This window comes from Novimethylophilus kurashikiensis (genome assembly GCF_003112435.1).
Classification (GTDB): domain Bacteria; phylum Pseudomonadota; class Gammaproteobacteria; order Burkholderiales; family Methylophilaceae; genus Novimethylophilus; species Novimethylophilus kurashikiensis.
In genome coordinates this window covers 197,272-210,074 of sequence record NZ_BDOQ01000013.1, presented here as the reverse complement: position 1 = coordinate 210,074, position 12,803 = coordinate 197,272, and the positions used below count along the sequence as shown (strand labels likewise).

The window sequence follows — 12,803 nt, the reverse complement described above, 5'->3', positions numbered from 1 at the left end:
CCCGTCGTGACATTGCAGTCTCATCGTATCTCCCCGGAAGCTGCAGTCACGCTGGACGGCTTGTTCCGAGAGCGCGTTCGCCGCTCCCCCAACCGTCTCGCATACCGTTATTTCGACGATCGCACGCAATCCTGGCGGTCCATAACCTGGAGAGAAGTCAACGCGGAGGTCTTGCGTTGGCAGGCAGCACTACGCAACGAAGGCCTGCTTCCCGGCGACCATGTCGCCGTCATGCTGAAGAATGGTCCCGACTGGATCATCTTCGACCAGGCAGCGCTGAGCCTGGGCCTCATCACCGTACCGCTCTACACCAGCGATCGTCCCGATAACGCCGCCTACGTCCTGCAAGATGCAGGCGTGCAACTTCTGCTATGCGCCCATGCCGAGTCGTGGCTGGCGATTCGCCGCACCTTGGACAATCCTTTCCTGCTAAGGCGCATTGTCACCATCACGCAGGCCCCTGAATACTCGCCCGACAGTCGCATCATGGCTCTCGAAGACTGGCTTCCGGAGGCTGGAGATGGTAATCCCCCCATTGAACCGGACGCCGATCGCCTCGCTTCCATCGTCTACACCTCCGGCACTACGGGACGCCCCAAGGGCGTGATGCTGAGCCATCGCAATATTCTGCATAACGGTTGGGATTCGTTGCAGACCTTCGACGTGCAACGGGACGATCAGTTTTTTTCTTTCCTCCCGCTTTCGCACATGCTGGAACGCACCGTGGGCTACTACATCCCCATCATGGCCGACGCCTCGGTGGGGTTTGCGCGCTCGTTCCAGCAATTGCAGGAAGATTTCTCCATCCTCCGGCCGACGCTGCTAGTCTCGGTGCCGCGCATCTACGAACGTATCTATGCCGGGTTACGCAATCGGCTGCAAAAAGGCACGCCCTTGCAGCGACAAATGTTCGAGCTGGCCGTAGACATCGGCTATCGCCGTTTCGAACATCACCAGGGCCGCGCTTCCTGGCACCCTTCGTTCCTGCTGTGGCCGGTGCTGCAACAGCTTGTGGCGAAAAAACTCACCGACCGCCTAGGGGGACGGCTGCGCAAGGCGCTTTCCGGCGGTGCGGCCCTCTCCCCTGAGGTGGCGCGTATTTTCATCGCGCTAGGGTTGGAAATCCTGCAAGGCTACGGATTGACCGAGGCCTCGCCGGTGGTCAGCGTCAACCTCGATCACAACAATAAACCGGCCACCGTCGGGCCGCCCATTCCTGGCGTGGAAGTCCGACAGGATGAGGACGGCGCACTGCTCGTACGCGGATCGGGAGTGATGCAAGGGTATTGGCAGAACGAATCCGCCACGCGGGAGATCTTTACCGAGGACGGCTGGCTCAAGACCGGCGACATTACGCGGATCGACGAAGACGGCTACATCACCATCGTCGGCCGGGTGAAAGACATCATCGTCATGTCCAACGGCGAAAAGGTGCCGCCGGGCGACCTGGAAGCCGCCATTTTGCAGGACGCGCTATTCGACCAGGTGATGGTGGTAGGCGAAGGCCAACCCTATTTGAGCGCCTTGGTCGTGGTTAATCGCGAACAATGGGAAGCCACGCCGATGGCCTGGGGCGAAGTCGAGCCCTGGCCGGAAGCATTGGAAAGTAAGGCCGGGCAACAGCTGGCCCTCGGCCGCATTTCACGCCAAATCCGCGACTTTCCCGGCTACACCCGTATTCGTCGCGTGGCGTTGCTGGCTATGCCTTGGACGATCGAGAACGGCCTGCTGACGCCAACCCTGAAAATCAAACGCAACCAGGTGCTGTCACGCTACCAGCAGGAATACCAGAAACTGTACGACGGCTATCTATCCACCAGTATTTAGTCACGCCTGCATCTGGCTGATGGTCTTGCGGAATCGCAGCAGCGCACCGAAGAAAAACACCACGCCCAAGCCTGCGGTCGCCAGGAACTCCGGCCACACCACATCGATGCCCGCTCCGCGGAACAAAATGGCTTGCGACAGGCTGACGAAGTGCGTCGAGGGTGAAAAACGCATGATGTGCTGCACCGCAGCGGGCATACTCTCAAACGGCGTATTGCTGCCGGAAAGCAGGTTCATGACGATGAACACCGGCATCGCTAGCAGCGCGAACTGCGGCATGGAACGTGCCAGGGTGGCGAGGAATATCCCCAACGCCGTGACCGAAAACAGATAGATCACTTCCCCTGAGATAAATAGCAGCAGCGATCCGGCAATCGGCACGCCCAACACCCCTCGCACCATGAGTTCGAGCGAGAGGCTGGCGGCCACCACGACCACCAGACCGTTCGCCCAGATTTTGGCAAGCATGATTTCAGCCGGGGTCAGCGGCATGACCAACAGGTGTTCGATAGTGCCGTGCTCCCGCTCGCGGATCAGCGCCGCGCCGGTCAGGAAAATCGCCAGCAGCGTGATGTTGTTGACCACCTGCATCAGTGCCACGAACCAGACAGATTCGCGGTTGGGGTTGTACTGGCTACGCAGCACCAGGTTCACCGGCGTATCGACCTTGGTATGCGTAAACGCCAATATCTCTTGTGCAATGACCGATTGCAGGTGCCCGGCCCCGCTCCCTGCCTGGATCATGGCCGTGGCGTCCACGTTGACCTGGATCACCGGTTTGCGTCCTCGCATCACGTCGGCCTCGAAATCGGGCGGAATATCGACAATGAACGTATATTTTCCGCGCTCCATGGCACGGTCGATCTGCGATGCTTCGAGATGCTGCGGCGGCAGGAAATGCGGGGGTAGCAAGGCATCGAAAATGCGCTGGGAGAGCACAGACCGGTCCTCGTCCACCACAGCGACTGACGCGTTGATGAGTTCCATCTGCGTGCCCTTGGCTGGCGCATACACCGCATAGCTGAAGAAATAGACGATGAGCACGACCAGCACCGTGTCGTAGCGCAGGCTCGCCAGTTCCTTCAAACCCAAGCGGTAGATGTTGCGCAAGGCCCGCATCACGCCTCCTGCCCCTTCAGCCATTTGAGGCTCAACAGCCAATAGACGCAAACGATCGCCCCCAACGCCATAAAGTCGGTGAGCAGATCCTGCCCGCCCAGCCCCTTGGTAAAGGCCCCCAGGCTGATGTGCTGAAAATAAGTGCTGGGAAACGCCAGCCCCATCAGCCGCGCGCCGCCCGAAAGCGAAGACACCGGCGTGAACAAGCCGGAAAACTGGATCACCGGCAGCATGATGAGCACAGCCGTCCCGAACAGCGCCGCGATCTGGGTTTTGACGAAGGACGACACCAGCAACCCAAAGCCCGTCGTAGCTGCGACATAAAGCGCCGCACCGGCCGTCAGCGAAAAAGCGCTGCCCTTGATGGGCACCTGGAACAGGAAAATTGCCAGCAGCAGCAAGGTGAAATAGCTGGCGAACGCGATCGCGACATAAGGCAACTGCTTGCCCAGCAGAAACTCCAGCCCGGTCACCGGCGTGGCGTAAAAATTGATGATGGAGCCCATTTCTTTCTCCCGCACCACGCCCACGGCGGTCATCATGGCGGGAATCAGCGCCAGCATCAGCATGACGATACCCGGCACCATGGCGTACACGCTCTTGAAATCCTGGTTGTAGCGGAACCGCGTTTCTATGGTCGCAGGCAAGGCAGCCACGACTTTGCCCTCACGTTGCGCCAAGCTTTGCAGATAGCCCTGGTGAATGCTTTCGACATAGCTGCGCAGGGTCTCGGCGCGGAACGGCGTCGCGCCGTCGATCCAGGCACCGATTTCGACCGGATGGCCGTGCCGTGCCTTTTCGCCGAAGCCGGGTGGGATTTCGAGTGCGAGCTTGATCTTGCCGCCCCGCATACGGCGCTCCAGCTCGGCCTCGTCGTGCAGTGGCGGCATGGTCTTGAAATAGCGCGAGGCGGAAAAGTTTTCCAGGTAAGCCCGGCTTTCAGGCGAACCGTCGCGATCGAGTGCAGCGTAGGTCAGGTCTTCCACATCGAACGAAATTCCGTAGCCGAAAGCAATGGTCAGCAAAATCGGCCCCAGCAGCGCAAAAGCGAGTCGAATCGGGTCGCGCCGGATTTCCAGCGCCTCTCGCCAGGCATAGGCCCACCAACGGCGCCGATTGAACCAGGGGATGAATGGACCAACACGCACCGACTGGGAATGCTGGGCAGGCTCTTCGAAAGCCATCTCGCCCGGCTCCTCCTGCCCGGCTTCTTCCAGGCAGGCGATGAACGCCTGCTCCAGGTTTTCTGCATGGCGCTTTCGCACCAGCTCAGCCGGCACCCCCTGTGCCAGGACCTTGCCGGCATGCATGAGCGAGATGCGGTCGCAGCGCTCGGCCTCATTCATGAAGTGAGTCGAGATGAAGATGGTCACCCCGTCGTTGCGCGAGAGGTCGATCAGCAGTTGCCAGAAACTGTCGCGCGCAACGGGGTCCACTCCAGAGGTGGGTTCGTCCAGGATCAGCATCTCGGGCCCGTGGATCACCGCCACGGCAAGCGATAGACGCTGGCGGATGCCCAAGGGCAGGCTTTCCGCCCGGGCATCGATATAGGGGCCGAGGCCGAAACGCTCGAGCATCTCCCCGAGTCGAGCCGGAATGCGCTCGGCGGGCAGTTGAAACAGGCGCGCATGCAGTTCCAGGTTCTGCCGCACCGTAAGCTCCGAATAGAGCGAGAACGACTGCGACATGTAGCCGACCCGGCGACGCGTTTCCAGGTCGCCCGCGGAAACAGTCTTTCCGAACAGGAAAGCTTCGCCCTCGCTGGCCGGCAACAAGCCGGTGAGCATCTTCATCGTGGTGGTCTTGCCGCAGCCGTTGGAACCCAGGAAACCGAAGATTTCTCCGCGACGGATGCGAAAACTCACGGCTTCCACGGCGGTAAAGCTGTCGAAGCGCTTGGTGAGCGCATGTGCCTCGATAGCCGGCTCGCCCTCCCAAGGCTGTTGCGGGGGTATTTCGAGCGGGTGATAGCCGTCGCGCTGGGTATTCGGGAGTAACGCGATAAAGGCTTGTTCCAAGGTGGCATGGCCGTCCTTCAGCGCTTGCGGCGTGCCGCTGGCAAGTACGCGCCCTGCATTCATCGCCACCACCCAATCGAACTGCTCGGCTTCTTCCATGTAGGCGGTAGCGACCAGGATGCTCATGCCGGAGTTGCGCTTGCGGATGCGCCCGATGAGCTGCCAGAACTGGCGGCGCGAGAGCGGATCCACCCCGGTGGTGGGTTCGTCGAGAATCAACAGTTCAGGATCGTGGATGAGGGCACAGCACAGCCCCAGCTTTTGCTTCATGCCGCCCGAGAGCTTGCCCGCGGGGCGATCGGCAAACGGTGCCAGACCGGTGCTCGCCAATAATTCCTTGATCCGCCAGGCGCGTTCCCTGGCCGAAAGCCCGAACAAGCGGCCGAAGAAATCGATGTTTTCATGGACCGACAGCGTGGCGTAGAGGTTTTTGCCCAGCCCCTGCGGCATGTAGGCAATACGGGGACAAACCGCGTTGCGATGCGCGGCCTCGCCCATGTCGCCGCCCAGCACCTCGATTTGCCCTTGCTGGATCTTGCGCGTGCCGGAAAGCAAGGCGAGCAGCGTGGATTTTCCCACGCCGTCGGGGCCGATGAGCCCGACCATACAACCGGAAGGAAGCGCAAGATCGACGGCATCGAGCGCGACGGTATCCCCGTAGCGATGGGAAACGGCAGTAAGCCGCGCGACAGGAGGCGGTTCGCCGCTCATGGCGGCGGCAGCTTCACTTGGAGTTGCGCCGGCCATGGCGTGGCATCATCGAGCCGCACATACGCAACCCCAGGCAAGCCGGTTTTGACCCGCGTTCGATACTTTTGCAGCAATTGCGGTTCGATGCGCGCCTTAACGCGGAAGACCAGTTTTTCGCGCTCGGTGCGCGTCTCCACGGTCTTGGGAGTGAATTGCGCGCTGCTGGCGACAAACGAAACTTGCGCCGGAATGACGTATTGCGGAATCGCGTCTAGCACCAGCCTCGACTCGGCGCCGATGGCGACCTTGCCGGCGACGGTCTCGGGAAGAAAAAAGGTCATGTAGACATCGCTCACGTCGAGGATGGTCAACACCTTGCCGCCCGCCCCCAGCACCTCGCCCGGCTCTGCCAGCCGGTATTGCACGCGGCCGCCGCGCGTGGCCTTGAGTACGCCGTCCTCGATGTCGGTGGCGAGCTTGTCGGCGGCGGCCTGTGCCGCAACCAGGGCGGCCTTCGCTTGTTCGACCTGAGAGATCGATGCGCTGATGGCGGCGTTCGCCTCGGCCGCTTGCGAGCTAGCGGCATCGATGGCGGCATCGGCCTCAGCCATTTGCGATTGGGCTGCGTCCAGCGCTGCATTGGCGCTTTGCAATCGGGTGCGATCGCTATCCAGGCGCTGTTCAGTGATAAAGCCCTTGGCAACCAGCTCTTCGGAACGCTTGAGTTCGTTGCGGGCGAACTCGACTTCGCTTTGGCGCTGGGCCAGTTGGGCCTGGACCGTCGTTTTGGCACGCTTGCGCTGTGCAATCAACGACCGCGCAGTCGCCTCAGCTTGCCGGCGCTGCGCTGTCTGCGCATCAGCCGCGGCAATGGCGCTCTTGGCCTCCATCACCTTGGCCTGCATCTGCCGCAACTCGGCCTGCTGTGCCGCAGTATCCATATGCGCCACGATTTGACCGGCTTCGACAAAATCGCCCTCGTTCACCAGCACGTCTAGCAACCGACCGGCAGACTTGGCCGCGATATCGACTTCCGTGCCTTCGATACGGCCGTTGCCGGAGACAATACTTGAAGGCAAGGCCGCGGGTTTGAAATGCTGCCAGGCCCATCCGCCCGCCAGAGCCAGGCCGGCACCTGCCAACAAAAAGACCATGAGCCGCCGTCTGGCGGGACTCATGGCCGGGACTCCTGATGTGACGCGATCATAGATTCTGGATATGAATAGGATTCCATCATCCTATTTGATTGCGCCGCATCTGGAAAGTGGGTTAACGGCTCGCCTCCTGGGCCTTCCAGCCTCCACCCAACGCCTTGAAGAGATCGGCTGCGGCGGCACGTTGCGCACGCTCGGCGTCGGTCAGGTTGAGCTGGGCTTGCAGCAGGTTGCGTTCGGCATCCAGGACATCCAGCTGGCTGGAAATACCGTTTTCAAAACGCAGCTTGGCAAGTGCCAGCGATTTTTGCAGGGCATCGACATGAGCCGTTTCCGCCACGCGTACTTCGCGCGCCGCTTGCTGGGCCGCCAACGCGTTGCTGACGTCGCTGAAGGCATTGGCGATGGCCTGGCGATACTGCGCAAGCGCCTGTTCTTCCTGGGCCTTGGCGACATCGACCGAAGCGCCGATGCGCTTGCCGGAGAAGATGGGCTCGTTGATCGCCGCCGCAAACTGGAAGATGCGCGCCGGGCCGATGAACAGGTCGGCCAGATGCTTGCTCTCGCCGCCGAAATAGCCGGTCAGCGAAATCGACGGGTAATAGGCCGAACGCGCCACGCCCACATTGCCGTGCGCGGCGATGAGCTGCTGCTCGGCCTGGCGCAAGTCGGGGCGGCGCAACATCAACTCGGAGGGCAGCCCTTCCGGCACCACGTCGTCGGCCGGTGCAGTCGGCGTGCCACGGGCGATATTGCCTTCCATTACGGCGCGGGGAGAGCGGCCCAGCAGCACGGAAAGCGCGTTTTCCTGCGCCTTGCGGTTGCGCTCCAGCGACGGGATTTGCGCCTCTACCGCAGCGATTTCCGCTTCGCGCTGGCGGACTTCGAACTCGGAAGCAACGCCGCTGTTCATGCGCAGCTGTTGCAGCTTGAGCGCGGATTGACGTGTTTCCAGCGTGCGACGGCTGGTATCGATCTGGGCATCAAGTGCGAGCAGCGCGAAATAGCCTTGCGCGACCTGGGCGGTGAGGCTGTTGCGCACCGTGTCGCGCGCCGCTTCGGTCGCCAGCAGGTTGGCCCGGGCCACGTCGGTCGCGCCGCGCAGCTTGCCCCACAAGTCCAGCTCATACGATGCGTTGATCGTCGCCAGATAGTCGGTATTGGTGAAATGCTGGCCGGGAAACGTCGGAGCCGAACCGCGCTTGGTGATGCGCGTGATGGAAGGCTGGAAATTCGCCGTCACTGTCGGATCGCGATCGGCGTCGGCCAGCACGACTCTGGCACGGGCTTCGTCAATGCGGGCAGTGGCGACGTTGATATCCTCGTTATGTGCCAGCGCTTCGTCGATCAGTTGATCCAGCGTGGCATCGCCGTATACCTTCCACCATTGGGCGTTGTCGTAGGCCTTGGCGTTTTGCGGCAGCCCCGTCCATGCGGCGGGCATTTCCACCTTGGGCTGCTCGTACGGCGTAAATGGGTTCAGGTTGGCGCAGCCGGTCAGGGCCAGCACTGCGCCTAAAGTCGCGGCGCGGATCTTATTCATGCGTATTGTCCTTGGAGTTGCCGTTGCGGGCGTCTTTTTGTTCCGGTGTCTCGTGCTGCACGTCGAGCAGCTTGAAGAACAGCGGCACGAAGAAGATCGCCAGGAAGGTCGCGGCCAGCATGCCGCCCATGACGCCCGTACCCACCGATTGTCGCGCCCCGGCGCCCGCCCCGGTCGATAGCGCCAGCGGCACCACGCCCAGGATGAAGGCCATCGAGGTCATCAAGATCGGACGGAAGCGCAGACGGGCTGCTTCCAGCACGGCTTCGCGGATCGGCATGTTGTCTTCCTTTTGTTTCATCAGCGCGAATTCAACGATCAGGATCGCGTTCTTGGCTGCCAGGCCCAGCAGCGTCACCAGGCCGATCTGGAAATACACGTCGTTGGTGAGCGGCGGGATCGGCACGCCAGGGAACAGCAGGCCGAACACCAGATTGCGCAACCAGACGATGGCGAGCGCGCCGAACACGCCGAACGGCAGCGCCAGCAGCACCGAGAACGGCAGCAGCCAGTGCTCGTACAGTGCGGCCAGGATAAAGAACATCATGATAGCCGCCAGGACCAGCGCCACGTTGGACGCCCCGCCCGTGCGTTTTTCCTGGTACGACGCACCGCTCCATTCGTAAGTGAAGTCGGCCGGTAGCGTTTCCTTCATCAACTTCTCGACACGGGCGATCGCTTCGCCGGAGCTGACACCGGGCGCAGCATTACCGAACAACTTGACCGAAGGCAGGTTGTTAAAGCGCGTCAATGTATCCGGACCGGTGCTGTATTTGACCGTTGCCACGGCCGACATCGGCACCATTTTCCCCGTGGCCGAGCGGACGTAGAGGTTGTTGATGTCCTCAGGTTTGCGGCGGTATTGCTCGTCCGCAGACATCAGCACCTGCCAGGTGCGGCCGAACTTGTTGAAGTCGTTGACGTAGAAGGTCCCCAGCGTGGCCGACAAGGTATCGAAGATATCCTGCAAGTTGACGTTCAACGCCGCGGCACGGCTGCGGTCCACGTCCACGTAAAGCTGCGGCGTGTTGGCGCGCCACAAGGTCTGGACGAAGGCGAAGCTAGGATCCTTGGAAGCCTTGCCGATGAATTCCTGGGTCACTTCGCTCAAGCGCTTGGCACCGCCCTCCCCCTTGTTCTGGATGTTGACCTCGAAGCCGCCCGCATTCCCCAGGCCGAAGATGGCAGGCGGGTTGAAAGCCAGCACCAGCGCTTCCTTGATGCCCGCGGTCTTGCCGAACAATTCGCCCACCATTGCGGCGCTCGGCATGTTGCGTTCTTCCCAGGGCTTTTGCGACGAGAAGATCGTCGCGGCGCTGTTCTTGAACGAACCGCCGAGGAAGTCCATGCCGGTGAAGGCCACTGAGTACTGGCTGTTGGGGTTGGAATGGATGATGTCCGTCACCTGATTCACGACGCGGTCGGTACGTTCCAGGCTGGCGCCGTCCGGCAGGAATACGGCGGCGATGTAATAGCCCTGGTCTTCGTCCGGCACCAGCGAGGTCGGCGTGGTGCGCCACAGCTGCACCGTGACCGCGACCATGGCAAGGAACAGCAGCACACCGATGGCGCTGCGGCGGATCAACCAAGCCACACCGCCAGTATAGCGATGCGTGAGCCAGTGGAAGAAGCGGTTGAAAGCTTGGAAGAAACGCCCTACCTGCTTGTGCTCCGGACGCAGGATGATGGCGCACAGTGCGGGCGTCAGCGTCAGCGCCACCATGGCGGAAATGATCACCGAGATGGAAATGGTGATCGCAAACTGGCGATACAGCTCGCCCGCCAGGCCGCCCATGAAGGCGATAGGCACGAACACGGCCGTCAGCACCAGCATGATGGCGATGACAGGGCCGGTCACCTCACGCATGGCCTCAATGGCCGCCTCGCGCGGCGTCATGTTGTGTTCGTGCATGAGCCGCTCAGCGTTTTCCAACACCACGATGGCGTCGTCCACCACGATACCGATAGAGAGCACCATGCCGAACAAGGTCAGCGTATTGATGGAATAGCCGAGCATATGCAACCCGGCGAACGTCCCGATGAGCGACACCGGCACGGCCAGCGTAGGGATCAGCGTGGCCCGAATGTTCTGCAGGAACAAGAGCACCACCAGGAACACCAGCACCATGGCTTCGAACAGCGTCTTCACCACCTCGTGGATGGAGACGCGCACGAATCGCGTCGTGTCATACACCACGGCACGTTCCAGCCCAGCCGGGAAGCTTTGCGCCAGCTCGGCCACGGTCTTGTTGACTTCGTCCGCGACGCCAAGCGCATTGGAGCCTGGCTGCAGGAACACGCCGACTAGCGTGGCCTGCTTGCCGTTCACCCGGCCGACGAAGTCGTAATCCTTGGAGCCCAGCTCGACGCGAGCGATGTCGCTCAGGCGAATCTGCGAACCCTTGTTGTCCGAACGCACGATGATCTGCTCGAACTGCTTGGGATCGGACAAGCGGCCTTGTGCCGTGATGGTATAGACCAGCTCCTGCCCGTGCTCGGTCGGCGGCTGGCCGATCTTGCCGGGCGCGAACTGCGCGTTCTGGGCGCGGATGGCCGCGGCGACTTCAGCGACCGAAACACCCAGGTTGGTCATGCGTTCCGGCTTCAGCCAGATGCGCATGGCGTAGTCCTTCGCGCCGAAAATCTGCACGTTGGTGGTGCCGGGAATGCGCTTGATGCGGTCCAGCACGTTCATCGTGACGTAGTTGCTGATGAACAGGTTGTCGTAGCGGTCGTTGGGCGAATAGAAGGCGATCACCTGCAGGAAGGACGACGAACCCTTCTCCACCGTCACGCCCTGCCGCCGCACTTCTTCCGGCAACCGCGCTTCGGCTTGCTTGACGCGATTATTGACGTTGAGCGCCGCCTTGTCGGCATCGGCACCGATGTTGAACGTCACCTGGATTTCGAGCACACCGTTGGAGGCCGAGGTGGAGCTCATATACATCATGTCTTCCACGCCGTTGATCTGCGACTCCAGCGGAGAAGCAACGGTTTGCTCGATAACTTCGGCCGAGGCACCCGGATACACGGCGCGCACTGTGACGACCGGCGGCGCGATTTCAGGATATTGCGCGATCGGCAAAATCTTGATCGACGCCAGGCCGGCGATGACGATGAAGATGGACAACACCGCCGCGAAAATCGGGCGGTCGATAAAAAATTTGGAGAACATGCGCCGCGCTCCTTAATGCTTGCCGGCAGGCGCCGGGGCAGTCGTGGATTGTGCGCTGAGGTTGGATACCTTCACGGGGGCGCCCGGACCGATCTTGAGCACGCCGTCCACGATCACGCGGTCGCCGGCTTGCAGCCCCTTGTTGATGACCCACGACTCGTTCGTCCATTCGCCCACTTCCACGGGCCGAGACTCGGCCTTGTTGTCGGCGGTGGCGACGTACACAAACTTGCCTTGTGGGCCTTCCAGCACTGCACGCTGTGGCACCAGGATGGCGTTCACGCGCTTGGCGCCGCTCAGCTCGACACGCACGAATTGTCCCGGCCGCAGGAAACCATGGGGATTGGGCAGTTCGGCACGGGCGTCGCTGGTCCCCGTCGCGGTGCTGATCCGGATATCGTTGAAATTCATCTTGCCCTGCTTGGGGTACATGCTGCCGTCGGCGAGCTTGACCGCTACGTCGAACTTGCCGTCCTTGGGCAGTACGAGGCGGCCGCTATTGGCATCGGCATCGAGGCGCAGGCGCTCGTTGTCGGAAATGCCGAAGCTCGCGTAGATCGGGTCCATCTGCGTCACCGTGGTGAGCAACACGTCGGGGCCGGAGACCAGCGTGCCTTCCGTGACGAGATTGCGGCTGGCGATGCCGGAAATCGGCGCATCGACGCGCGTATAGGTCAGGTTAAGCTTGGCATCCGTGACGCGTGCCTGGTAAGACTTAACGTCGGCAGCGGCAATTTGCACCGCGGAGACCGCATCGTCGTAGTCCTTCTGGGCAATGGCGTGAGCCTCGATCAAAGGCTTGAGGCGTGCAGCATCTCGTTCGGCCTGGGCCTTGCGGGCTTCGGCACTGCCGAGATCGGCCTCGGCGCGGGCCAACGCTGCCTGGTAAGGTGCAGGATCGATGGTAAACAGGGATTGTCCGGCTTTCACCGGGGCGCCCTCTGTGTAGTTACGTCTAAGAAGGATACCGGTGACGCGGCCGCGCACTTCGACGTCGCGCACGCCGGCAATTTGTCCGGTGTATTCCAGTGTTACAGGCACGGTCTGCGACTGAACGGTAAGCGCCGCCACTTCAGGGGTGGGCCTTTCCATGCCGCTGTGCTGGGCGTCGTTATTTTTACCTTTGCAACCGGCTAGGCCGATTGCCAAAGCAGCCGCAGTCGCGGCCAATACAGGGCGTAGATAAAACTTCTTATTCACAATCAGCATGTTAGCATCCTTGATATATTGCTTGAGCGGCAGTATTATGCTAATCTTACATACATACACGCATGTAT

General features: G+C 61.4%; 7 protein-coding genes. 1 reads left to right on the top strand and 6 read right to left on the bottom strand.

The window, feature by feature from the left end; genetic code table 11:
- Nucleotides 1-6 precede the first annotated feature (6 nt).
- Nucleotides 7-1,827, top strand: a complete 1,821-nt coding sequence (locus NMK_RS13585; RefSeq protein ID WP_109016294.1) for an AMP-dependent synthetase/ligase — start codon at nucleotides 7-9, stop codon at nucleotides 1,825-1,827.
- On the opposite strand, the gene NMK_RS13580 is transcribed toward NMK_RS13585, so the two are convergent.
- From NMK_RS13580 to NMK_RS13555, 6 genes are all read right to left on the bottom strand, one after another.
- On the bottom strand, nucleotides 1,828-2,970 hold the full coding sequence (locus tag NMK_RS13580) for an ABC transporter permease (RefSeq protein ID WP_370848818.1): 1,143 nt from the start codon (nucleotides 2,968-2,970) through the stop codon (nucleotides 1,828-1,830). It lies immediately after the preceding gene.
- A complete protein-coding gene (rbbA, locus tag NMK_RS13575; RefSeq protein ID WP_305778757.1) occupies nucleotides 2,946-5,711 on the bottom strand; it encodes a ribosome-associated ATPase/putative transporter RbbA in 2,766 nt (921 codons plus the stop codon). Before rbbA ends, NMK_RS13580 begins: the two co-directional genes overlap by 25 nt.
- Nucleotides 5,672-6,832, bottom strand: a complete 1,161-nt coding sequence (locus tag NMK_RS13570; RefSeq protein ID WP_109016291.1) for an HlyD family secretion protein — start codon at nucleotides 6,830-6,832, stop codon at nucleotides 5,672-5,674. The genes rbbA and NMK_RS13570 overlap by 40 nt, the downstream gene beginning before the upstream one ends.
- A gap of 91 nt (nucleotides 6,833-6,923) precedes the next feature.
- Nucleotides 6,924-8,351, bottom strand: coding sequence for an efflux transporter outer membrane subunit (locus NMK_RS13565; RefSeq protein WP_109016290.1), 1,428 nt, complete (start codon nucleotides 8,349-8,351; stop codon nucleotides 6,924-6,926).
- The gene (locus NMK_RS13560; protein ID WP_109016289.1) at nucleotides 8,344-11,526 is read right to left on the bottom strand and encodes an efflux RND transporter permease subunit; all 3,183 of its coding nucleotides are present in this window, start codon (nucleotides 11,524-11,526) and stop codon (nucleotides 8,344-8,346) included. Before NMK_RS13560 ends, NMK_RS13565 begins: the two co-directional genes overlap by 8 nt.
- Before the next feature lie 12 nt (nucleotides 11,527-11,538).
- On the bottom strand, nucleotides 11,539-12,735 hold the full coding sequence (locus NMK_RS13555) for an efflux RND transporter periplasmic adaptor subunit (RefSeq protein WP_109016288.1): 1,197 nt from the start codon (nucleotides 12,733-12,735) through the stop codon (nucleotides 11,539-11,541).
- Nucleotides 12,736-12,803: the final 68 nt, after the last annotated feature.